Annotated in this window: 22 protein-coding genes; 15 read left to right on the top strand and 7 right to left on the bottom strand. The window is 48.0% G+C overall.

The window, feature by feature from the left end; all coding sequences use genetic code 11:
* Positions 1-4: 4 nt before the first annotated feature.
* Entirely contained in the window at positions 5-340 is a 336-nt protein-coding gene (locus EYR25_RS10415; protein WP_023266941.1) for a winged helix-turn-helix transcriptional regulator, read from the bottom strand.
* 102 nt (positions 341-442) lie between these two features.
* Here EYR25_RS10415 and EYR25_RS10410 point away from each other — a divergent pair, with 102 nt between their 5' ends.
* Positions 443-1,225: an SDR family NAD(P)-dependent oxidoreductase gene (locus EYR25_RS10410; protein WP_133179924.1), complete on the top strand. Its 783-nt coding sequence runs from the start codon at positions 443-445 to the stop codon at positions 1,223-1,225.
* Between the two features lie 67 nt (positions 1,226-1,292).
* Positions 1,293-1,952: a cupin domain-containing protein gene (locus EYR25_RS10405; protein ID WP_133179922.1), complete on the top strand. Its 660-nt coding sequence runs from the start codon at positions 1,293-1,295 to the stop codon at positions 1,950-1,952.
* Between the two features lie 87 nt (positions 1,953-2,039).
* On the opposite strand, the gene EYR25_RS10400 is transcribed toward EYR25_RS10405, so the two are convergent.
* Both EYR25_RS10400 and EYR25_RS10395 read right to left on the bottom strand, forming a co-directional pair.
* Positions 2,040-3,635 carry a GMC family oxidoreductase gene (locus EYR25_RS10400; RefSeq protein WP_133179920.1) on the bottom strand — a complete coding sequence of 532 codons (1,596 nt, stop codon included), beginning with the start codon at positions 3,633-3,635 and terminating at the stop codon, positions 2,040-2,042.
* Between the two features lie 46 nt (positions 3,636-3,681).
* Positions 3,682-4,188 carry a TAT leader-containing periplasmic protein gene (locus EYR25_RS10395; RefSeq protein WP_133179918.1) on the bottom strand — a complete coding sequence of 169 codons (507 nt, stop codon included), beginning with the start codon at positions 4,186-4,188 and terminating at the stop codon, positions 3,682-3,684.
* A gap of 111 nt (positions 4,189-4,299) precedes the next feature.
* Here EYR25_RS10395 and EYR25_RS10390 point away from each other — a divergent pair, with 111 nt between their 5' ends.
* From EYR25_RS10390 to EYR25_RS10380, 3 genes are all read left to right on the top strand, one after another.
* Positions 4,300-5,283, top strand: a complete 984-nt coding sequence (locus EYR25_RS10390) for a hydrolase (RefSeq protein ID WP_133179916.1) — start codon at positions 4,300-4,302, stop codon at positions 5,281-5,283.
* Between the two features lie 9 nt (positions 5,284-5,292).
* The gene (locus EYR25_RS10385) at positions 5,293-5,538 is read left to right on the top strand and encodes a YheU family protein (RefSeq protein WP_011621531.1); all 246 of its coding nucleotides are present in this window, start codon (positions 5,293-5,295) and stop codon (positions 5,536-5,538) included.
* Between the two features lie 88 nt (positions 5,539-5,626).
* Positions 5,627-6,514, top strand: a complete 888-nt coding sequence (locus tag EYR25_RS10380) for a phosphoribulokinase (protein ID WP_011071167.1) — start codon at positions 5,627-5,629, stop codon at positions 6,512-6,514.
* A 263-nt stretch (positions 6,515-6,777) separates the two neighbouring features.
* Here the strand turns inward: EYR25_RS10380 and EYR25_RS10375 are convergent, their stop codons facing one another.
* Together EYR25_RS10375 and pepB are read right to left on the bottom strand one after the other, a co-directional pair.
* On the bottom strand, positions 6,778-7,290 hold the full coding sequence (locus EYR25_RS10375; RefSeq protein WP_165953564.1) for a GNAT family N-acetyltransferase: 513 nt from the start codon (positions 7,288-7,290) through the stop codon (positions 6,778-6,780).
* Positions 7,291-7,480: 190 nt separating this feature from the next.
* Positions 7,481-8,773, bottom strand: a complete 1,293-nt coding sequence (pepB, locus tag EYR25_RS10370) for an aminopeptidase PepB (protein WP_133179911.1) — start codon at positions 8,771-8,773, stop codon at positions 7,481-7,483.
* A 231-nt stretch (positions 8,774-9,004) separates the two neighbouring features.
* On the opposite strand from pepB, the gene sfsA reads away from it, so the two are divergent.
* The 8 genes from sfsA to EYR25_RS10330 all read left to right on the top strand — a co-directional run bounded on the left by sfsA (position 9,005) and on the right by EYR25_RS10330 (position 16,023).
* A complete protein-coding gene (gene sfsA / locus EYR25_RS10365) occupies positions 9,005-9,709 on the top strand; it encodes a DNA/RNA nuclease SfsA (protein WP_133179909.1) in 705 nt (234 codons plus the stop codon).
* Between the two features lie 162 nt (positions 9,710-9,871).
* Complete coding sequence (gene dksA / locus EYR25_RS10360; RefSeq protein ID WP_011718198.1) at positions 9,872-10,315, top strand: RNA polymerase-binding protein DksA; 444 nt, start codon at positions 9,872-9,874, stop codon at positions 10,313-10,315.
* Positions 10,316-10,453: 138 nt separating this feature from the next.
* Positions 10,454-11,350: a tRNA glutamyl-Q(34) synthetase GluQRS gene (gene gluQRS, locus EYR25_RS10355; RefSeq protein ID WP_133182817.1), complete on the top strand. Its 897-nt coding sequence runs from the start codon at positions 10,454-10,456 to the stop codon at positions 11,348-11,350.
* Positions 11,351-11,632: 282 nt separating this feature from the next.
* Complete coding sequence (locus EYR25_RS10350) at positions 11,633-12,940, top strand: polynucleotide adenylyltransferase PcnB (protein ID WP_243729968.1); 1,308 nt, start codon at positions 11,633-11,635, stop codon at positions 12,938-12,940.
* Complete coding sequence (folK, locus tag EYR25_RS10345) at positions 12,940-13,428, top strand: 2-amino-4-hydroxy-6-hydroxymethyldihydropteridine diphosphokinase (RefSeq protein ID WP_133179905.1); 489 nt, start codon at positions 12,940-12,942, stop codon at positions 13,426-13,428. Before EYR25_RS10350 ends, folK begins: the two co-directional genes overlap by 1 nt.
* A gap of 56 nt (positions 13,429-13,484) precedes the next feature.
* Complete coding sequence (gene panB / locus EYR25_RS10340) at positions 13,485-14,279, top strand: 3-methyl-2-oxobutanoate hydroxymethyltransferase (RefSeq protein WP_133179903.1); 795 nt, start codon at positions 13,485-13,487, stop codon at positions 14,277-14,279.
* Between the two features lie 76 nt (positions 14,280-14,355).
* Positions 14,356-15,201: a pantoate--beta-alanine ligase gene (panC, locus tag EYR25_RS10335; RefSeq protein ID WP_133179901.1), complete on the top strand. Its 846-nt coding sequence runs from the start codon at positions 14,356-14,358 to the stop codon at positions 15,199-15,201.
* Between the two features lie 294 nt (positions 15,202-15,495).
* Positions 15,496-16,023 (top strand): hypothetical protein, encoded by a 528-nt coding sequence (locus tag EYR25_RS10330; protein WP_023266818.1) that lies wholly within the window; start codon positions 15,496-15,498, stop codon positions 16,021-16,023.
* 100 nt (positions 16,024-16,123) lie between these two features.
* Here the strand turns inward: EYR25_RS10330 and EYR25_RS10325 are convergent, their stop codons facing one another.
* Positions 16,124-18,631 (bottom strand): S8 family serine peptidase, encoded by a 2,508-nt coding sequence (locus tag EYR25_RS10325; RefSeq protein WP_133179898.1) that lies wholly within the window; start codon positions 18,629-18,631, stop codon positions 16,124-16,126.
* A 399-nt stretch (positions 18,632-19,030) separates the two neighbouring features.
* Here EYR25_RS10325 and EYR25_RS10320 point away from each other — a divergent pair, with 399 nt between their 5' ends.
* On the top strand, positions 19,031-19,450 hold the full coding sequence (locus tag EYR25_RS10320) for a curlin associated repeat-containing protein (RefSeq protein WP_023266820.1): 420 nt from the start codon (positions 19,031-19,033) through the stop codon (positions 19,448-19,450).
* Positions 19,451-19,464: 14 nt separating this feature from the next.
* A complete protein-coding gene (locus tag EYR25_RS10315) occupies positions 19,465-20,973 on the top strand; it encodes a curlin (RefSeq protein ID WP_133179896.1) in 1,509 nt (502 codons plus the stop codon).
* 437 nt (positions 20,974-21,410) lie between these two features.
* On the opposite strand, the gene EYR25_RS10310 is transcribed toward EYR25_RS10315, so the two are convergent.
* The gene (locus EYR25_RS10310; protein ID WP_023266822.1) at positions 21,411-22,082 is read right to left on the bottom strand and encodes a helix-turn-helix transcriptional regulator; all 672 of its coding nucleotides are present in this window, start codon (positions 22,080-22,082) and stop codon (positions 21,411-21,413) included.
* Positions 22,083-22,132 lie beyond the last annotated feature (50 nt).

Genomic DNA, 22,132 nt, shown 5'->3' with positions numbered 1-22,132 from the left:
CGCATTATCCATCGATTTCTTGCTGCAATTTTTCGAGTTCATCCAAAATATGCAGAAACTTTTGACCAAACTCAGTTACCTGATATTCGACCCGCGGCGGTAATTCGTTATAAATAATTTTATCTAAGATGCCAAATTCAATGTTCTTTTTTAAACATTGATTCAATACCTTAGTGGAGAGTCCCTCAACCGAACGCACCATTTCTCCAGGCCTTTGGATCCCATTTGCCAACAACTGATAAACCGTTAATGACCATTTACAGCCATAAATCGTCTCGACCATTCGGGCTGAGCGCTCTGGGGGCGATTTGCGTGAAATTATTTTTTCATTGTTATTCATAAAGATGTACCCAAAAGTACCTGCCTAACCAATTTGTACTTACTGTTCATATAGTTATTGAATCCCTAAGATTACCACCTTGATAATACTTAGGAGTAGCAAATGCAATTTAATACCTCAAATCTCGCCATTATTATCGGTGGTAGCAGCGGCATCGGTTTTGAAACCGCAAAACAACTGGCCAAGCAAGGCGTATCAGTGCTTATCGTGGGTAATCAGCAAGAAAAACTCACCGCCGCCGTCTCGGCACTTAAACAGGCATGTGCAACGCCTGAATTACAGATTGAAGGTTTTCAAGCCAACCTTTACCAAGCTGCGGATCTTAATCGGCTCATTACACACATTAACCAACTTGAGCATAAGGTCGGCTACCTAGTCAATGCGGCGGGTTATTTCAATCCCAAATCCTTTATTGACCACACTGAAGCGGATTACGAACTGTATATGGGGTTAAATAAAGCGCTATTTACCATCACGCAGGCTGTCACCCTCAAGATGATCGATGCGGGCGGTGGTAGTATAGTGAACATAGGTTCTATGTGGGCAAAACAAGCGGTTAAAGCCACGCCTTCGTCGGCATATTCAATGGCAAAAGCCGGGTTACACGCATTAACCCAACACTTAGCGATGGAACTGGCGGACAAGCATATTCGCGTTAATGCGGTTTCACCCGCGGTGGTGAATACGCCAATCTATAACGCTTTTATTCCAAAGGAAGAGCGAGACCAAGTGCTTGCAAGCTTTGATGCTTTTCATCCAATTGGACGAGTCGGCACTCCTGCCGATGTGGCAAATAGCGTATGCTTTTTGTTATCCGATGATGCGAGTTGGGTAACTGGCGCAATTTGGGATATTGATGGTGGTGTGATGGCAGGACGTAACTAAATTCGCGAGTTAATGCACTGCGAGCAACACATAAATCATTTCATAAGATTAAATCAGGTCTAACACTATGCTTAATATGAACTTTAACCAGCGTATCGTTATCCATACGCAGCCACAACCTTGGTTGCCAAGCCCGGCTCAAGGGGTGTGGCGTAAACCACTGGAACGGGAGGCTAAGGAGTCAGGGCACACCACCAGCATAGTGAAATATGAAGCGGGCTCGCAGTTTGCGACTCATAAGCATCCATTGGGCGAAGAAATCTTTGTGCTTGAGGGCGTATTTTCCGATGAAAACGGTGATTATCCCGCGGGTACTTATCTTCGCCATCCACCAGGGAGCCAACATGCCCCTTTTAGCCAAACAGGTTGCGTGATTTTCGTAAAACTTAACCAATTCGATCCGCGGGATCTTGAGCTTATCAGAATGAATACCCAACAGACCCAATGGTTACCGGGTATTGGTGGCTTACAAGTCATGCCATTACACGAGTTCGAGCATCAACATACTGCATTAGTAAAATGGCCTAAAGGTGAGAGATTTCAGCCCCATAGGCATTTTGGTGGTGAGGAAATCTTAGTGTTATCCGGCAAGTTTCAAGATGAATTTGGCGAATATCCACGCCACACTTGGATCCGCAGCCCTCATATGAGCGGCCATTTTCCTTTTGTCGAAGAGGAAACCATTATCTTAGTAAAAACAGGCCATTTACCCATTAGCGCCATGTAACGCAAGTAGACGGCTCCTTGGGTTTATACCGCATAAGTCGTTGCGACAGACTTATGCTGCAATATGCCACCCAATGCAGAGGAAATATCAGCCTTTACCATCGGTCAGCTTTTGCGCCAGCGCCGTGGCATTGCGCGCGGTAATGCCATAAATCGACAGCTGCGGATTGGCCCCAAGGCTGGTCGGGAAGATAGAGCCGTCCATCACAGACAGATTATCCAGATAATGTGACAGACCATAACTATTGACCATAGAGAGCTTTTCATCCTCACCAAAGGGACAACCGCCCATCACGTGAGCCGAGGCCACCACCGTCTTTAGCGGCGCTAAATCCATTTGGGCTATGCTCTCTTTTGCCTCCTTCCATGACGACAGATACGGCATACCATCGCTGATGGGTAGCACTTTTAATGCCCCCGCCGAAAATTGCAATTCGGCCATGCTGGCGTAGGCTCGCCGCGCCGCCCGCCAAAAAGCCTCTGTGAGCGGGTAATCTAATGTAAAGCCCGTTGGGGTTAAATGCACTTGCCCACCTTGGCTATCGGGATGATAACCGTCACGAACCAAGGCAATGGTGACCTGTAGCTGATTAAACTGTGCCATCAGCTCAGCATGGCTTATGCCGTAACCTATGGTCTTAGAGGCAATCAAAATCGGATGCACCGGCGGCACCTCAAGCTTGTAGCCTAACTCGCCATCGGCGCCGTTTTTCCAAACAAATTCATCGGAATAGATAGATTGCGGCGCACCGCTGTGGGCATTTATCGTATCGGCAAATACGCCGCCCGAGAGCACTGTGGGATGTAAAAAGGTACGTTTACCCAACAGCTGATAGGGATCGGGCACCTCGGAGCGCATCATTAGAGTCGGCGTGTGAATAGCGCCAGCGCTTAAAATATAGTGCTTGGCTTTAAACAGCAGCTCAACCGAGGTCGGCCGTAAATTAACATCGAGCGCCTGCGCCTTGAGGGCAAAGACCTGGCCATTATGGTGTTCAATCTTAACGACTTTAGCACGACTAATCAGCTGTGCGCCCTTCTCTAATGCGCTCGGAATTGTCGTGACTAACATCGACTGCTTGGCATTAACTGGGCAGCCCATACCGCAATAGCCAGTATTCCAACAGCCCGCCACATTGCGCTTGATGACGGTATATTCCCAACCTAGATTGATACAGCCTTGCTTAAGCGCGCCGTTATTGCGGTTAGGCTCATAATTCCATTCGTGAATATTGAGCCGCTGCTCCATCTGCTCGAACCAAGGCGCGAGGGCTTCGGAGTCGAGCCCCGCAACGGATTTATGCTGCGCCCAAAAGGCTAAGGCTTCCTTTGGCGTTCGGATGGAAGTGGTCCAATTGATGGTGGTCGAGCCCCCCACGGCGCGACCTTGGAAAATACCAATCGCCTTATCGGCGGTTTTCATCGCCGCAGCCTGTTGGTACAAATTCGGGTACGCGACTCGCTCCTCCATATTAAAATCGCTGGAGGATTTAAGCGGCCCCGCTTCAATCATGATCACACTGAGCCCTGCTTGAGTGAGGATCTCCGCCGCCACACCGCCGCCAGCGCCCGTACCCACAATCACCACATCGGCTTCAAATTGCTGGTTCTCTTGCAATTGACTGGCATCGGTATGTAACCAACCGGAATTTAAGCCTGTCACTATGGGATCTATGATTGCCACTTGGAATACTCCATTCTTACATTATTGTTATTATTATAAATTCAGCCTATTTGAACAATTCAGGCTTGGCGTAGTGGAGTCGGCTCCAATGCTCAGGACAGGCGTAATAACTGGCCATCACTAATTCCCGCAGGCCTAAATAAGCCGTTTGCAATAACGCAAAGTAGCTGTGGCGCCAGGTTTCCAACATTTGGGTTAATTCGCCCGGTGAACGCATCAGCAGCGGCGTCATACTTGAGGTAAGTAGCAGTAAACCGAGACGATTTTCCAGCATATCCAGCAGTTCGAATAGTTCAGTCTGCTGCTCGTCGGGCAGTACATCAATCGATTGCTTAATGGCATCTAAGGTGCGATTTTGTGCCGCCTGTTTATGGGATGCCACATCGGGTAAGGCGCCATCAAGCATCACTGGTAGCAGCACACCGAATAACAAACGATAGTCTTTATCTTCGCCTTCATCGGGCAGGCTGAATTCGGGAGAGTAAAGATTCACCCCCAAGGCAATCGCTGCCGTACCGGCAAACGCGCCCAGTAAAAAGGTTCGTCTATTCATCGATGTCTCCCCAAGACGCTTAGTGTTAAATTATTGTGCTACAATGACCGCGAATCTAAATTAAACACACGTTTTAATTTTCAGCAATAGTTGATATCAAGATAAGATCCCATGCCAAACGTTTTTAATCCGCCTTGGTGGGCCAAAAGTCCCCATGTACAAACTATTCTGCCCGTTTTCACTAAAGTGGCCCAACCTGTTCTCGAACGGCAGCGACTCGAGCTTCCCGATGGCGATTTTATCGATTTAGATTGGCTAACAAGGCCAGAAATCGGTAAACCCATTGTGGTCATCATTCATGGATTAGAAGGCAGTGCCCAGTCCCATTACGCCAGACGCATTCTGCAAGCCTGTAAAGAACAAGAGTTAGCCGCTGTGGTGCACCACCATAGAAGCTGTTCAGGGGAAGCCAATCGCCTAGCCCGCAGTTACCACAGTGGCGATACTGACGATTTGCAGTTTAGCCTAAGCCTGCTACAACAAACCTATCCGCAGTCACCTTTATTGGCCGTAGGTTACAGCTTAGGCGGCAACGTACTGACCAAATATCAAGGCGAATATCAAGAGCATAGCCTGTTGAGTCGCGCTGTGGTTGTCTCGGCGCCGCTGCTGTTATCGGCCTGCGCCAAACGCTTAGAAAATGGCTTTTCCAAGGTTTATCAAAGCCATTTAATCAAACAGTTACAACACAAGGTCAATCAAAAGCTTGCTGACCCCGATCTTGCAGGTGTGATGGCATTGAGCCCTATGCAAGTTGCTAATCTCAATACTTTTTATGACTTTGACGATAAAGTCACCGCACCACTCCATGGATTTTTGGGCGTTGAAGATTACTACGCCCGCGCCAGCGGCCTCCCCTTTATCAAGTGCATCACTAAGCCAACGCTGATCTTACACGCCAAGGACGATCCCTTTATGACGGATGCTGTTATCCCACATCCCAACCAGCTTTCCGAGCATGTGGAATATGAGTTACACGCCCATGGCGGCCACGTCGGTTTTATTGAGGGCGGCACACCTTGGAAGCCGCGCTATTATCTAGAGCGGCGCATTTTAGACTTTTTACTCGCCAATGATGCTTCATCGGCACCTTAAGGAACCCGAATGCTTATTCCCTACGATGCTTTACTCCAGCTTCCCAAAGAGACGTTAGCCAATTTGATCCGCGAATATCTGTTAGGCCAAGTGGAGGATGGTAGTTTTACTAGCCTAGATGAGCAAGAACTATCAGCCGCAATAGTGCAATGCCAACAAGCACTTAAACAAGGCAAACTCGTCTTGGAATACAGCGAAGACGATGAATCCTTTGCCATTCGCCACGCCGACCAAGTGGCAAAACGGCAAGATTGACCACCAGTATCCCTGTGCCGTATAAATAGCTTATACGGTTTATCGCTCCCAATGAGCGGCTCTTTAGGTTCCTAGCTAGGTAGAAAAAATGTCAGCAAAACATCCGATTATTGCAGTTACAGGCTCATCCGGCGCAGGAACCACCACAACTACAACCGCCTTTAGTCATATCTTTCGCCAGCTAGGGATTAATGCCGCCTTTGTTGAAGGTGATAGTTTTCATCACTATACCCGCGCAGAGATGGAAGTGATGATCCGCAAATCCCAGGCTGAGAATCGCAACCTGAGTTACTTTGGCCCCGAGGCCAATAATTTTGCCCGCCTAGAGCAATGCTTTCGCGATTACGGCGCCACGGGCCAAGGTGAAACCCGCAGCTATTTGCATACCTTCGATGAAGCTGTGCCCTTTAACCAAATGCCGGGCACCTTCACTCAATGGCGTCCGCTGCCTGAAAACACCGATATGTTGTATTACGAAGGCTTACATGGTGGCGTAGTCACGGGCGATGCCAACGTGGCCCAGCATGTGGATTTGCTGATCGGCATGGTGCCTATCGTTAACTTAGAGTGGATCCAAAAGATCATTCGTGACACCTCGGAGCGAGGTCATAGCCGAGAAAAAGTCATGGGCTCGATTGTCCGCAGCATGGACGATTACATTAAGCATATGACACCGCAGTTTTCCCGTACCCATATCAACTTCCAACGGGTACCGACGGTCGATACCTCTAACCCCTTTAGCGCCAAAGATATTCCAAGCCTAGACGAAAGCTTTGTGGTGATCCGTTTTCGCGGCATCAACAACGTCGACTTCCCCTATTATTTGAGCATGATCCAAGGCTCCTTTATGTCGCGGGTCAACACCTTAGTGGTGCCGGGCGGCAAAATGTCCCTCGCAATGGAGCTGATCCTCACACCACTGATTAAAGATTTAATGGAAAAACGCCAGCAGCTGAATAGTCCACAAGCGAACTGAGACAAAGTTAAGATGTGTCTTAATCAAATAAAGCCTTTTTGAGCAATAGATTAAGTTTGATTTAAGCCATTGAAGTTAATCTTATTGGCATCGGGATTTCAGGCGAAAGAACGATAGTTGGCATACTCTTGGGAGTTAATTCCCCCATCTTGATCTGTTGATTCCCTTGGGTATGCCAGCAACCCTTCAAAACAAGTATTAGAAGTCAATTCCACTTCAATAATCCTTCGAAGCTTTTCAGCCCAAACTTCAATTGTACTCGGCTAACGGCGTGAAGTTAAGCGCCCTAAATTTTTATACATCACCCGACAATCCAAGGCGATGCCACGGGGTGAGCAATAGATGGAGTATTCCTCTAAGCCTTCACCACCGAATCCGCAGTGGCGATAAAATTCGACCGCATTTAAGGTCGACTCTAATCGCAATTGGGCAATGCCTAAATTAAAGGCTTTTGTTTCAATAAATTGCAATAACGACTTGCCAACACCTAAGCCCATCACCTTGGGGGAGACAAACAGCGCCTCGACCTGAGCATAGGGTTCATCCAGCATGATGGTGCCCACAACCGTCGATTCTTGGGTTGTTTCATTGAGGATTTCAGCCACATAAAAATGCGCCCCCACCATACGCCGAAATGATTCAGTCAATTCGCCCTGGGTCCAAATCTCTAAGTCTTCTTGAGCATAAAATCCGACGCAGCCTTTATTAATGGCTGCATTGCGGATATCCCAGCAGGCCTTAGCATCTAATTGCGTCGCTTTACGTATCCTTAGCATCATTTTCCCCAGGCAATCATCTGTGCCAGAATCATCAAGTAATATATTGAATTACATATAAAAATCAATAAGCAAGTACATCCAATTCCTAAAGTATGCAATAAAAAACCGCCCGTAGGCGGTTTTAACTCAATAAGAAATTGCACTCGTAAGCTTAGCCGAAAAGGAAAACTTAGTCGCGAAGGCAAACTTAGCCTTTAATCAGTTCACTGATGGTCAGCACGCCGTGGGTGGTTGCGCCTGCGCCCCACAAAGCAGAAGCCGAATCTTCGAAGGCCGCCGCTAAATCCACGTGTAGCCATTTGGCTTCTGGCGAAACGAAACGCCACAGGAAGCCAGCCGCATTCGAAGCACCGCCTGCACCACCGCCTTTCACTGGACGGCTGTTTGCCGTATCAGCATAGGCCGATGGACACATGTCTTTGTGCCAAGGATCCAGTGGCAATGGCCATACACGCTCGGCTACAGTCGAGGCCTTTTGCTGCGCCAGTTGTAACACTTCGGTCTGTGGCGAGAAAATCGCGTTGTAGTTAGAGCCCACCGCCATCACAGCTGCACCAGTTAAGGTTGCCGCATCGATAATAAACGGAGCACCCGTCGCAGAAGCCGCTTGCAGACCATCGGCCAGCACTAAGCGCCCTTCGGCATCGGTGTTGACCACTTCAACTGTCACACCATTTTTGTAGGTGAGGATATCACCCAACTTATAGGCACGGCCGCTGATCAGGTTTTCAGCGCAGCAGAGGAATAACTTAACGCGTTTGTTCAGACCCGATTTAATCGCTAAACCTAAAGCGGCGGTCACAGTGGCCGCGCCGCCCATATCGCACTTCATGCCCAGCATGCCTTCAGAGGCTTTAATGCTATAACCACCTGAGTCGAAGGTAATCCCTTTACCCACTAAGGCAACTGATACTGGGGCATCGGCTGACAGCGGGTTAAAGTCCAGCTCTAACATTGCCGGTGGACGCTCACTACCACGGCCTACGGCATGGATCCCAATCCACTGCTCTTCTAATAATGCTTCACCTTCAATAATACGGTAGCTCACCTTAGCGCCACCGAGTTCGGCTAACCATTTGGCTGCTTGCTGCGCCAATTTCACTGGCGACAGATTTTCAGGGGTGTCGTTGATCAGTTGACGGGCAAATGTCGCCACTTCTAAGCGACGTTGTAATTCGGCTTGTACTGCGTCATCGCCGCACCATTGGATCTTATAGCCGGGTTTAGCGGTGGCAAAACCTTGGGCGAAGACCCATTGGCTATTCAGATCCCAAAGAGCGCCCGCTAAGGCAACAGTGCTGATCCCTTGATTACGTAACTTACGCGCCGCCATTTGAATTTGGCGCAGCTCATCGCCACCTCCTAAGTGGACTAATGCGCCTTCGGCATTGAAGGTCACATCGGCTTTGCCCCAATGGGCGGCAGGGGTATCTTTGGTTAACTCAACTCTCATCACTTCAGTCACTTTAAGTTCACTCATGAGGGGTCCTTATTTTAATTTGTTCTTGCGCTTATACCCATGTAAGTTGAGGTGAGAGGTCCTACATCCTCAGGCTTTGGGGGTATACAAAGTACAACTGGGTTGGCGGCAGTTTACTGCTAGCAGGCAAGGACTGAAAGCCGTCGACCTAAGTTACCAAGGTAAAATCTGTAAACATTTGCGAAATTTGTTAGTCTTAGGCGCCCAAATCACCTCGCTACAGGTTATAGCATGCACTTTAGTCCAGCACTGAAATCGGGAAAGCTACTTAAACGCTACAAACGTTTTCTCGCCGATGTTCAACTCGACGACGGCACTGAAATCACCCTGCATTGCCCCAATACCGGTTCAATGCGTAACTGCCTGTTCCCCGGTGAAACCGTGTGGTTTTCGACTTCTACTAATCCTAAACGTAAATATGCCCATACATGGGAGTTAATGACTACGCCAACGGGTGGCCTTATCGGCATTCATTCGGGCAATGCCAACGCCCTGGTCGAGGAAGCGCTTAATAAAGGTGTCATCACCGAACTCGCAGGCTACGACAGCTTAAGCCGCGAAGTGAAGTACGGCGATGAAAACAGCCGCATCGATATCTTGCTTGAGTCTGCTCAAAAACCCGCCTGTTATATTGAAGTCAAAAGTTGTACTTTGCTCGAGGATGGCCAAGGTTATTTCCCCGATGCGGTGAGTCTTCGCGGCCAAAAACACCTGCGAGAATTAATGCATATGGCCAGCCTCGGCCATAGAGCCGTCTTGCTATTTGTGGTGCAACACACGGACATCCACAGCGTGGCCCCCGCGGCACATATCGACCCTGAATATGCTAACCTGTTGAAAAAAGCAGTTTTATCAGGAGTAGAAGTCTTAGCTTATCGCTGTGAGATTTCTGCGAGTGAGATACATCTAGCCCATTCATGTCCAGTCCGAGTATGATGTTAAGATTCAGTAAAATGCATTTTCATTTCAATTAGCGAAGGCAATCAAAAAATTCTGCCAAGGTGAAATGAAAAATTTGCCTCAATGTGAAGATTCTGATATAGATAGCGGCCGTTCTTAAGGACGCCCTACAACGCAAATGATGACAGGAGATGCGTTATGCCTGAAGGCACCAAAAAACTTGGCGTACTCGCTATCGCAGGTGTAAGTCCCTACCAGGAAAAGCCGGGTGAGGAGTATATGAACGCTAAGCAACTGGGTCACTTCAAGATCATTCTTGAAGCTTGGCGCAATCAGTTGCGTGAGGAAGTCGACCGTACTCTGAGTCACATGCAGGACGAAGCAGCAAACTTTCCTGATCCTGTAGACCGTGCAGCGCAAGAAGAAGAGTTCAGTCTCGAACTGCGTGCCCGTGACAGAGAACGTAAACTGATCAAGAAGATCGAGAAAACCCTGCAAAAAATCGAAGAAGACGATTTTGGCTTCTGTGAAACCTGCGGTATCGAAATCGGCATTCGCCGTCTCGAAGCGCGTCCAACGGCCGATCAATGTATCGACTGTAAAACGCTTGCAGAGATCAAAGAGAAGCAAATGGCGGGTTAATCGGCCATCTCGGGCGGGGATTTCCCCGCCTACTTGTTTGTGCGTCTCGCATGAACATCCTTCGTTTCACTTCGCTTTTTTGTTCGTATCCCCCTAAAATACGGCCACTTTGACTGGTTATTCCTGCACATTCCTATGATGGCGACTCACTCTTCCAACACTACCGCTTTACATCCCTATGTTGGCCGTTTTGCCCCTTCGCCCTCGGGCGCGCTGCATTTTGGCTCACTGATCGCCGCCCTTGGCAGTTATCTGCGGGCACGCTCATTGGGGGGAAAGTGGTTAATTCGCGTTGAAGATATTGATCCCCCGAGGGAAGTCGCAGGCGCCGCCGATGATATTTTACGTACCTTAGAAGCCTACGGTTTCGAATGGGATGATGCAGTGCTGTACCAGAGTGCTCGCACCGAGGCCTATCAAGCCAAGCTCGACGAGTTACTTGCCGAAGATAACGCCTACTTTTGCCAGTGTAGCCGTAAACAGATCCAAGCCATGGGCGGGATTTACGATGGTCGCTGCCATCAGTTAGCCACGCCGCATCAATCGGGCGCGATCCGCATTGTCAATCGACAACGAGTAGTCGAATTTAGCGATAACCTAATGGGAAAAGTCGTAGTGGACCATGCCTTTGCCGCCGAAGATTTTATTATCAAACGCAGCGATGGCCTGTACGCCTATCAACTCGCAGTAGTGCTGGATGATGCCTACCAAGGCATCACCGAAGTGGTACGCGGTTACGATTTAATCGAAGCCAGTTGCCGCCAATTAAGCCTGTATCAAACCTTTGGCCTAAGCGCGCCGCAGTGGTTGCACTTACCCTTAGCCTGTTTGACACCAGGATTTAAGCTGTCGAAACAAAACCATGCGCAGGCTATCGATAAACAGCATCCGCAGGCGAGCCTTAATGCCGCACTCAGCTTTTTAGGCCAAGCGCCAGTGGAGCCCACTACAGCGCCGCAAATGCTAGCCCAAGCGGTGGCGCAGTTTCAACTGTCGGCCATTCCTAAGCAGCGGGAAATCTTGATAGCACCTTAATCCCCGTGGGGCGAGTTGCGCCCCAAAAGCATCGTTTTAGCTGTGCTAAGTCGTGGCATAGCTCAAAAATCGCGATATACCCATCGGTGCGCAATTGGTATATCATAGCCGCCAGATTTTTAATCACATAACAGATACATTCCGAGGTGTCCCATTTTTCGCCGTATCAGCCAATTCTGCAAGCAGCTATTTGAAGACGCGCCTAAAACGACCGCTCCGACTCCAGCTCAGATTGAACCCCAAACGCCAGAACTCACTTCTGGCGGCTTAAGCTTGTCGCTCGTGCCTCGGGATGCGCATTCGATTTCCCGTAAGCAGATCAGCGAAAACGCACTTAAAGTATTATACCGATTGAATAAATCAGGTTTTCAGGCCTATTTAGTCGGTGGGGGCGTACGGGATTTACTCCTCGGACTCGAACCGAAAGACTTCGACGTGGTTACCAATGCAACGCCGGAAGAAATTAAAAAGCTGTTTCGCAATTGCCGCGTAGTCGGACGCCGCTTCCGCCTCGCCCATATTGTATTTGGCCGCGATGTGATTGAAGTTGCCACCTTCCGTGGTCACCACGGCGACAGCAATGAAAAGATTTCCAAAGCCAATGCCGAAGGGCGTTTGCTCAGGGATAACGTGTATGGCGAAATCGATGAAGACGCAGAGCGCCGCGATTTTACCGTCAACGCCCTTTATTACGATATCAGCGACTACTCTATCCGCAGCTATGGCGGCGGTATGGAAGATCTTAAAGCCGGCACCTTAAGGCTGATTGGCGATCCCGAAACCCGTTACCGTGAAGATCCAGTGCGTATGCTCAGGGCTGTGCGTTTTGCCACTAAGCTCAGCATGACAATCGACGAAGTAACCGCTAAGCCAATCAAACAGTTAGCGCCACTGCTCAAGGACATTCCGGCCGCCCGAATGTATGAAGAAGTGCTCAAACTCTTCTTCGCTGGTAAAGCCATGGCCAACTTTGAAATGATGCAGGAATATAAGCTGTTCGCGCCGCTCTTCCCGCAAGTCGACGCCCAATTAAAAGATGCGCCAAAAGGCCCGGCGATGAAGATGGTGCAAGCCATCATGAAGAGCACGGATGCGCGCGTGAACGAAGATAAGCCCGTCACCCCGTCATTCTTCTATGCGGCGATTCTCTGGTATCCACTGCGCCAACGCGCCGAAGATATCGCGGTCGAAAGCGGCCTGACTTTATACGATGCGTTTTTTGCCGCCATGGGTGATGTGATTGAGCAGCAATGTCAAACCATCAGCATTCCGCGCCGTTTTAGCACGCCCGCCAAAGACATTTGGCAATTGCAATTACGTTTCGATCGCAGCCAAGGCACTCGCGCCTTTAAACTGTTAGAGCACCCTAAATTCAGGGCTGCCTATGACTTGCTGTTACTACGCGGCGAAGTAGAAGGTGGCAATGTCGCTAAGGGTGCCGCTTGGTGGCAACAATTTGTTGAAGCGGATGAAACCGAGCGTATGAATATCGCCCGCAGTGGTAACAAAGCGGCGGGTAACCGTAACCGCAATTCACCACAGCGCCGTCGCCGTCGCCCGAGTGCCGCTAAAGCCAAAGCAGCCGAATAATGACTCAGGTTTTTGTCGCCCTCGGGGCTAATCTTGAAGATCCTAAAACCCAGTTGGACAATGCCGTTGCGGCCTTGTCCGCCTTGGCTGAACATCAGAGTCTTAAAGTATCGCCCTATTACGGCTCCCCCCCCATGGGGGACGTAGTGCAACCCGACTATATCAATGCCGTTGCCAGCTTTGAGACCTCTCTGGCACCCATCGCCCTGTTAGATGCACTACAAGAGATTGAAAACACTCAGGGCCGTGTTCGTAAAGAACGTTGGGGCCCCAGAACCTTAGATCTCGACTTACTCTTATATGGCGATGCCATTATCGATGAGCCCAGACTCAAAGTGCCACACTACGGCATGAAGGAGCGTAGTTTTGTGCTAGTGCCTTTGGCGGCCATAGCACCGGATCTGGTGTTACCTTGTAAAACGCCGCTACGCAGCCTTATCAGTGAAAAATTCTTGGCCGAGTTACAACTACTGGGCAATGATCATTGAAGTCAGCCCCCAGTTAGCTTATAACACCACTTCTATTTGGTTTGAAGATCACCCATATGTCTAAAGTTACTAGCTCAACCCTGTTGAAATACAAACAGGAAGGTAGAAAATTCACCGCTCTGACAGCCTATGATGCCAGCTTTGCCAGTGCGTTCGACGGCGAAGGCATCGATGTGCTACTGGTCGGCGATTCTTTGGGAATGGTTCTGCAAGGCCACGATGATACCCTGCCCGTCACGACAGCCGACATCGCCTATCACACTCGTTGTGTGCGTCGCGGTATCGAGCGTTCACTGCTGATCGCCGACATGCCATTTATGAGTTACGCCACGCCAGAACAAGCCATGGAAAACGCCACTGCACTCATGCAGGCGGGTGCCAATATGGTCAAGCTGGAAGGCGGTCACTGGTTGCTCGAAACCGTGACTAAACTGACCGAACGCGGTATTCCTGTCTGCGCCCACTTGGGCCTCACCCCGCAATCGGTACACGTTTTTGGTGGTTTTAAGGTACAAGGCCGCGATGCTGAAAATGCCCAGCGCATTCTCGATGAAGCCAAGGCCTTAGAAGCCGCTGGCGCGCAGCTATTGGTAGTTGAATGTATTCCGGCATCACTTGCCACCGCCATCACTCAAGCATTAACTATCCCTGTTATCGGCATCGGCGCCGGTGCCACGACAGATGGTCAGATCCTAGTAATGCACGACGTGCTCGGTATTTCGAGTGGTTATATCCCACGTTTTTCAAAGAACTACCTTAAGCAAACCGGTGAAATCCGCTCGGCAGTACGCGCTTATATTGAAGAAGTGGCCAATGGCAACTTCCCAAGTGCTGACCACACATTTAACTAAGCGTGCTAGCACTCATTAAGCTAAATAGTGCTAAGCACACAGACGACTATTTCAAGTTTTAGCAAGGTAAGAGTTAATGATCACTAGCGCCCATATCGATGATATTCGTACTCAAGTGCGAGCATGGCGTGCCAAGGGCGAAACCATCGCCTTTGTGCCTACCATGGGCAATCTCCATCAGGGACATATCACCTTAGTGAAAGAAGCAGTGAAGAAATGCGACCATGTAGTCGTATCAATCTTTGTTAATCCCATGCAGTTCGGGCAGAACGAAGATCTTGATGCCTACCCGCGCACCCTAGAGGCCGATAGCCAAGCGCTGACGGCCGCGGGTGCCGAGCTGCTGTTTACCCCAACGCCTGCAATTATTTATCCAAAAGGCTTGGCGCAGCAAACCTATGTTGAAGTACCGGGAATTTCCGATGTGCTCTGCGGTGCCAGTCGCCCTGGTCATTTCCGTGGCGTCGCGACTATCGTTTGTAAACTGTTCAACATAGTGCAGCCCGATGTCGCCTTCTTTGGCAACAAGGATTATCAACAACTGTTAGTGATCCGCACTATGGTTGAAGACTTGTCACTGCCGATTGAAATTATCGGTGTGGATACCATTCGTGAAGCCTCGGGCTTAGCCATGAGTTCACGCAATGGCTACCTGACGGCGGAAGAAAAAGCCGCGGCGCCAGCGCTAAAAAAAGCTATCGATGCCATGGCACAAGGGATCAAGCAAGGCGTGAGCATCGAACAAGTCACTGCAGAAGCTAAAGCGAGCCTTATCGCCGCAGGCTTTACCCCTGATTACTTAGAAGTTCGCCATGCCACCACGCTGGCCCATGCGGAAACTACGGACCAAGCACTGGTGATTTTGGCAGCCGCTTACCTAGGTAAGGCGCGCCTGATCGATAACCTGCGCTTCGACCGCTAAACATTGATTTTCGCGAGAGAGAAAGGAGCTTAGGCTCCTTTTTTGTTTGAATATTCCAGCCCGAATTTACGCCATTCCATCACGCGTCAAAAAAATTCCATCGTCAAAAAACTGGTATTTTTCTTAAAGTTACGCCATAGTAGTCGCGGATGTTAAATTTGAGTAACAAGTATTCCTGCCCCTCAATCTGATAACTGCTAGAGTTAAATAAGACTTAAGTACCAGCCTTAGTCTGACTGTGCATCAATACTGAAGTGTTATTCTTTATCGCGTATACAAAGGATTTGTCACCGAATGGCAAGACTCATAGTGACTCTGATTTGCGTAGCTCTGCCAACAACGGCACTTGCAAATACCGTCTATAAATGTCGCAAGGACGATAAAGTCGTCTTTAGCCAAACCGCCTGCCCACAGGAATATAGCCAACATAAAATCGAATATCAGTTGGGTATCACCACGGAAATTGATTCGGATAAACGCGAAACCAAGGTCGACCCTCTACAAGCCTTGCTAAATAGCCAAACCTTATCCAAGGAAAAACTACTGCAATTGCTGGATGGCGAACTTTATCGCTTAAAACAAGAAAATACTTACTTCGAAATACTGAGAGCGAGTGAGTTACAAAAACTCGAGCGCCAAAGGTATTGGCAAAGTAAAGAAAAGAGTGACCCCGATTATTTAAAGCAACTGACTAAGATTAATGATCATTTTGATGAACTCACCACAATCAATCGCCAACTTATACAACAATTATCGGATAGAAAAACCCAAATAAATGCCGATGTAGAACACGAAGCTCCCAAAAAGAATGACACGCATTAGTTAAGCAACAAACGTAAATGTTAACTATCGACTAAACAGATAGTTAGGGGCAGAAAGTAAAAAGGCGACCAAAAGGTCGCCTTCATTTTTGATGACTAAATTAGAATTGTGCTACTACTGGCGCAGAACATAAGGTTCCAGTGGTTTCACATACTTGATAAGTCACACTTGATGCAGATGTAGTGAAGCGATCACGATAGTTGCCATCGTTCTCAGTTGTCACCACTAACTGACCGTCACGGTATAGAGCAACACTTTCGCCTAATGCACTATCCCATTCAATATCCACCATAGCGCTACCACGGCGTGATACTAATGCGCGAGTGACGGATGCGTTGATACTATGCTCATACACTTGAACTTCCATGGTCACAGTATTGCTGTGTTCCATTGAGTCAGTCACAGTGAGGGCCACAGTGTAAGTACCTGCCGCAGCAAATACATGGCTTGGGTTCATTTCAGTTGAAGTTAAACCATCACCAAAATCCCAGCTGTAGCTCACGATATCATCGTTCGCATCGGTACTGGTGTTAGTAAAGGCGACGCTTAAACCTTCAACCGCATACTCGAAGCCCGCTACTGGAGCCGCTGGAGATGCTTCGCCTAAGCCGCTGATCACTAAGCCCCAGTTATTAAGAGTACCAGTGTCTGCCCCAGCATTATCATCTACTGATAATGACCAAGTACCCCGTGCGTTTTCACCATCAAACGCACTTAGGTCCCAACTCTTAACAATGTTGTCAGCACTGCCGCCATCACGGTTATGCAGAACCACTTCAGTACCTGCTGGTGAAGTTAATACAACGCGTAAGTCTCCAATCCAAGTGTGGCTGATATTGACATCGGCAGTCACGCCAAAAATCTGTACATCATCAGCAACTTCAATCGTGCTCACAATACCATTAGCATTGTTATCAGGGATCGCAACAGCATTCTCATTGCCATAGGTAAAGTCATTTAATCCTTGAGGGAACACATTCAATGAAACGACTTTAGACTTTTCAATAGTGCCATCAGTACCTGTTACTGTAATGCTGTAATCACCCCAAGCAGTTTGCGCCGTTGTCGCAACATCTAAGGTAAATGAACCACCAGCAGAAACAGTTGAGGCTGATAAGGACACACCTTCTAGTGCTGGAGAAACAGAGACAGAAAGCGCCACATCGCCTTCCCATCCAGCAACACTACCAACACTAAAGTTATAGCTTGCATTGCTACCCGCTTCGACAGATTGTGACACTGGCGATACGGTAAACTTGTAGCTAGGAGATGGGTTAGCCTGCTCTAGTGCGTTAGCCACATTGAGGCGAGTACCGGCAACGGTTTTACCCGTTAAATCTGCATTAGCATCACCTGATGCCATCAGCAGTTCTTTCATTGCCACAGGTGATAGGTCTGGATTTAACGACCACACCAGAGCCGCGGCGCCCGTGACATGTGGAGTTGCCATAGAGGTACCAGAATAAGTCGCGTAACCACCACCAGGAACGGTAGAGAGAATCGCGGAGCCTGGTGCTCCCATATCGACACTAGTTAAACCCCATTGTGAGAAATCTGACATACGGTCATTACGATCCGTACTTGCAATCGAGAGGACAACGTCAGAATCGTAACTTGAAGGATAGTGTGGGCTCGCATCATTATCGACCGCGTCATTACCCGCTGCTGCAACGAATAAAATGCCTGCTTCACCACCCGCTTCAATCGCATCTTTTAAGGCTTGGCTAAAGCTGCCGCCGCCCCAAGAGTTGTTGGTAGCTTTGATATCCACACCATGGTTAACCTTCAGATCAGTAAAGTAATCTAAACATGCAATAGCGCCAGCTGTAGAACCATAGCCATCGGCATCAAGGAACTGACACGCGGCAATTTTAACGTCCCAGTTCACCCCAACGACACCCACACCATTGTTGCCTTTAGCACCAATAGTGCCAGATACGTGAGTACCGTGACCATTACCATCCATTGGGTTACCGTTATCGTTTACCGCACTGTAACCGTGAATATCATCGATCACGCCGTTGCCATCATCATCAATACCATTGCCTGGAATTTCGCCAGCGTTAACCCACATGTTGGCTTGCAGATCGGGGTGATTGTAATCTACCCCAGTATCGATAACCCCAATCACCACATCTGAGCTACCCGTAGTGATTTCCCAAGCTTCAGGCGCATCGATATCCGCATCGGCGGTACCACCATTTTGGCCAGTGTTGTTCATTCCCCACAGGCTAGCAAAGCTTGGGTCATCGGGTGTGCCTATCGCCTTAAGAATGTAGTTGGGTTCTGCATATTTTACCGCTGGATGACGACTAATCACCTTAATCGCATCTTCAATATTAGCGCCTTTACGCAGGGCTAAACGGGCTAGTTTACCATTGAGTAAATGCTGGAATTTATCGTCTACGCCATCAGCATTTGCATCGGTTAAGGTGCCGCGAATTAAACGCTGTGCCGCTGCACGTTCGGCCTTAGTCACATTATCTTTGTACACCACAAGGATGGCGTCTTTTTCATAGACTGGTGCATCTTTTGCCATTGCAGGTACCGCTGACAACGTCATCGCCCCTGCAATTGCTAACGCCAATGGTGAGAGTTTTATTGACATACTTAAGCTTCCTATAGTCCTTTACGTTGAAATTCTGGAACGGCAATTACGCAGCCACCATTCAAAGTGAAATGGATAAAAACGACGAATTTCCAGCATGTTTGCCTGCAAATTGTTGCCATAATGTTTCAATTTAAAAAAGACGCTGCACGCTAAATACAACTTAACTACTAGACCAACTCGGTGAGGCAAATACCGCTCAAATGCGGGGTTTTATCGACAAAAAACAAGATATTCATGGGATTAACAAAAGTTAATCTGGTTAACATTTAAATTACACCTCAAAAATAAATACCCTTTTGGCCAATTGTCTCTAAGCACTATGGCTCGTACCTTGATGCCTGAGTTGGAAGGAGTCTGTGCTCTGACCAAAACACCAATACATGCAAGGAGTCACTTGTGCCAAATCCATTAACACGCTTTTTGGTACTGCTGCTCTTGTTATGTAGTTGCCTGACATCATCCCATGCGGCAGATGTCAGTGAATTGCCCGTCACACTGCAGGCGCTAATTGAGCGTTCAGGCCGCGATAATCTTATCGACCTAGTGCAGCAAGGCACGGCAAACCAAGGGATAGTGTTTCAATCAGGGAGCGATAACAGCGCCTATGTGACGCAAGCGGGTAACGATAACGTATCCCTTGTGACACAGATTGGAACCAATAATGAAGTCCAACTACTACAAGTCGGCACTCAAAATATGGCTTCGATTACCCAGATTGGTAATAACAACCTGGTGCAATTGAACCAGCTAGGAAGCGGCAATTTTTCGATTCAACAGATTGCGGACGGTGCTGCAATCTCAATAACTCAATATTAAACAGGGAGAGTCACATGAAATCACAAGCAAAAATGTCATTGATTGCATTAGCCATTACAGCGGGATTAAGTGGTCATGCGCTAGCGGCAAGCACTGTCAACGAAATCAGCGTTGAGCAAACAGGCCAAGGTCAAGACACCTTAGTCGCTCAAACTGGTGTCATTAACGCAGCAGCAGTGACCCAAACGGGTAACGACCAAGTTGCCACCGTACTACAAGACGGTGTGTGGCATGAAGCACAAGTCAACTCAACTGGCGATGCTAACAAAGTGACAGTGAGCCAACAAACAGATTGGCACGTAGCCTCTGTTGATGTGGAAGGCAATAATAACGAAGTTGAAGTGACTCAAGACGGCTTCTTCAACCAAAGCAGCAACGATGTCGTAGGCAACGACAACCTCGTTTCAGTTAGCCAATTAGGTGAGCTGAACGAAAGCTATGTAGAAATCACTGGCACAGAAAACAGTGCATTTGTTGAGCAAGAAGGCGATGAAAACCTTGCAGTATTCCGTGTTCAAGGCGACAACAACGACGGTGACATCAAACAATACGGTAACAGCAACCAAGCGGGTCTTATTGCACTCGATCTGACAGCCAACGTAGGTAACAACAACGACGTATCAGTTGAACAAATTGGTAACAATAACTTTGGTGCAGCCAAAGGCATCGCTGGTAACGACAACACTGTTGATATCTACCAAAAAGGTGACAACCACACAGGTTTCGTTTACGCCTTAGCAGGTAGTGAAAACGATATCACAATGAAACAAGAAGGCAGCAATAACATTGCTTACCTCTCTATGACTACGGGTGATGATAACACTATCGACATCGCTCAAGATGGTGATAGCAACACAGTTGGTGATTCTTTAGTTGCTGATATTCAAGGTGATGATAATGATATCGCCATCAAGCAAAAAGGCGATAGCAACGGTGCTGAATTCCAAGTATGGGGTGACAGCAACGACGTTGACTTAAAACAACGTGGTGATGCTAACTTTGCAACCTTTGGCGCTTACGGCACTGACAACGATTTCGATTTATCTTCTAAAGGCGATAATAATGAACTCGTAGCATTTGCAACCGGTGAAGACAACAGCATCGAAATCAGCCAAGAAGGTGATATGAACTTTGCTTATGTTGATGCAGAGGGTAACGACAACGAAGTGGATGTTGAGCAAGATGGCAACCAAAACGAAACCATCATTTCTGTTGCTGGTAATAACAATGCCGATGTGACTGCTCTGCAACACCGTGGCGATTTGAACCTTATCGATTTAATCATCGAAGGTGATGAAAACTCAGCAGAAATCACTCAAGCGGGTAACGGCAACTGGGTCGGTGGTGATAGCGGTAGTTCATTTGCTGCCAACTCATTCGCAGTCAGTGGTGACAATAACAGCCTAATGATTACTCAAACAGGTAATGACAACTTAGTATTAGGCTCACAAGCAGGTAACAACAACAGCATCAGCGTGACTCAAAGCGGTGATATGAACGTTGCAACTGTAGTGCAATACTAATCTTTAAACATGGGTCGCCTTCGAGTTGAAGGCGGCTAAATAAAAACGGGAACATTGATAATGTTCCCGTTTTTATTTGCCTATCACACTCAAAAGTACATTGCTATTTGTCTTATCGTTTTGGAACCACACACCCACTCGCTTTCAAACAAGATGCCAATCAACAAAGACTTATACCAATCGTATTAAATATCTGATCATTCAGCGGGAGTAAAACGGGCTTTAGACAAGGCGAAGGCTTGAAGGCATAGTGGCGCTCTGTCGAAAGCCTTAAACGCAGTATAAAGCACGTTCAACACCGCCCTGCGGGAGTCTCACTGGCATCTCGCTCCCGTGTTACATTGACTTAAAAGGGAATAACCATTTCTTCGTCAATGCGCCTTGGATTAAGATGCCTGTGAGGCTCTGAACTGATTAGATATTTAGTGTGATTGGTATTAGCTACAAAACTCAAAATGGGTTTGATAGGTTTGGGCCCATCTTAATAGCTCGACACGATTGCGTGACTGGGTCTTACGGAAAATCGATGAAATATGCGCCTTTACCGTGTGCTCACTGATACAAAGGCGATGGGCAATTTCTTTATTTCTCGCGCCGCTAGAAACAAACTGAATGATGGTTCTTTCCCTTGAGGTAAGCGCTTGCAGCATGGCCACGGTATCGGCAGGCATATCATTTTGTCCATCCAGCTTTTGTACCACACGGCGAAACATCTTACTGAGCAAGGTTCTATCGTACCAAAGCTCATCGGCAACCATTTTACGCAATCCAGTCAACATCAAATCCATACGCTGGTCAGTAAACAGTAGTCCACGTATACCAAGCAGCATAGCTGACTCTTGATCTAAAGAATTGCGCTCAACTTGATACAAAGCCACAGGAATATGGGGAACAAGACGAGATGCCAGCAAAGGGATCCCTTTATTGTCTAAGGCCGCACCTTTCTGGGCGATTAAACAAAAGCTGCGATGCCCTTTGTCTAAATCTAACTCTAACTCAGAGGCATGTTTAACGATCCGTGTTTTCAATCCGATAGATTCAGCAAGTATCGCTAAATGGCAAGGCGCCGCCACTTGATGTAAAAATACTAACTCATTGATAGTACTCAATTTACTCTTCTCCCTGAAAAGTATTTCATTATCTTTTTATCAGGCTTAAT

The organism is Shewanella decolorationis (genome assembly GCF_004354305.1).
Lineage (GTDB): Bacteria > Pseudomonadota > Gammaproteobacteria > Enterobacterales > Shewanellaceae > Shewanella > Shewanella decolorationis.
This window is presented reverse-complemented; position numbering and strand designations above follow the sequence as displayed.

Coding starts and splice junctions, on each gene's coding strand:
- EYR25_RS10415 (WP_023266941.1), bottom strand. CDS start 340: ATGAATAACAATGAAAAAATAATTTCACGCAAATCGCCCCCAGAGCGC.
- EYR25_RS10410 (WP_133179924.1), top strand. CDS start 443: ATGCAATTTAATACCTCAAATCTCGCCATTATTATCGGTGGTAGCAGC.
- EYR25_RS10405 (WP_133179922.1), top strand. CDS start 1,293: ATGCTTAATATGAACTTTAACCAGCGTATCGTTATCCATACGCAGCCA.
- EYR25_RS10395 (WP_133179918.1), bottom strand. CDS start 4,188: ATGAATAGACGAACCTTTTTACTGGGCGCGTTTGCCGGTACGGCAGCG.
- EYR25_RS10390 (WP_133179916.1), top strand. CDS start 4,300: ATGCCAAACGTTTTTAATCCGCCTTGGTGGGCCAAAAGTCCCCATGTA.
- EYR25_RS10385 (WP_011621531.1), top strand. CDS start 5,293: ATGCTTATTCCCTACGATGCTTTACTCCAGCTTCCCAAAGAGACGTTA.
- EYR25_RS10380 (WP_011071167.1), top strand. CDS start 5,627: ATGTCAGCAAAACATCCGATTATTGCAGTTACAGGCTCATCCGGCGCA.
- EYR25_RS10375 (WP_165953564.1), bottom strand. CDS start 7,290: ATGCTAAGGATACGTAAAGCGACGCAATTAGATGCTAAGGCCTGCTGG.
- pepB (WP_133179911.1), bottom strand. CDS start 8,773: ATGAGTGAACTTAAAGTGACTGAAGTGATGAGAGTTGAGTTAACCAAA.
- sfsA (WP_133179909.1), top strand. CDS start 9,005: ATGCACTTTAGTCCAGCACTGAAATCGGGAAAGCTACTTAAACGCTAC.
- dksA (WP_011718198.1), top strand. CDS start 9,872: ATGCCTGAAGGCACCAAAAAACTTGGCGTACTCGCTATCGCAGGTGTA.
- gluQRS (WP_133182817.1), top strand. CDS start 10,454: ATGGCGACTCACTCTTCCAACACTACCGCTTTACATCCCTATGTTGGC.
- folK (WP_133179905.1), top strand. CDS start 12,940: ATGACTCAGGTTTTTGTCGCCCTCGGGGCTAATCTTGAAGATCCTAAA.
- panB (WP_133179903.1), top strand. CDS start 13,485: ATGTCTAAAGTTACTAGCTCAACCCTGTTGAAATACAAACAGGAAGGT.
- panC (WP_133179901.1), top strand. CDS start 14,356: ATGATCACTAGCGCCCATATCGATGATATTCGTACTCAAGTGCGAGCA.
- EYR25_RS10330 (WP_023266818.1), top strand. CDS start 15,496: ATGGCAAGACTCATAGTGACTCTGATTTGCGTAGCTCTGCCAACAACG.
- EYR25_RS10325 (WP_133179898.1), bottom strand. CDS start 18,631: ATGTCAATAAAACTCTCACCATTGGCGTTAGCAATTGCAGGGGCGATG.
- EYR25_RS10315 (WP_133179896.1), top strand. CDS start 19,465: ATGAAATCACAAGCAAAAATGTCATTGATTGCATTAGCCATTACAGCG.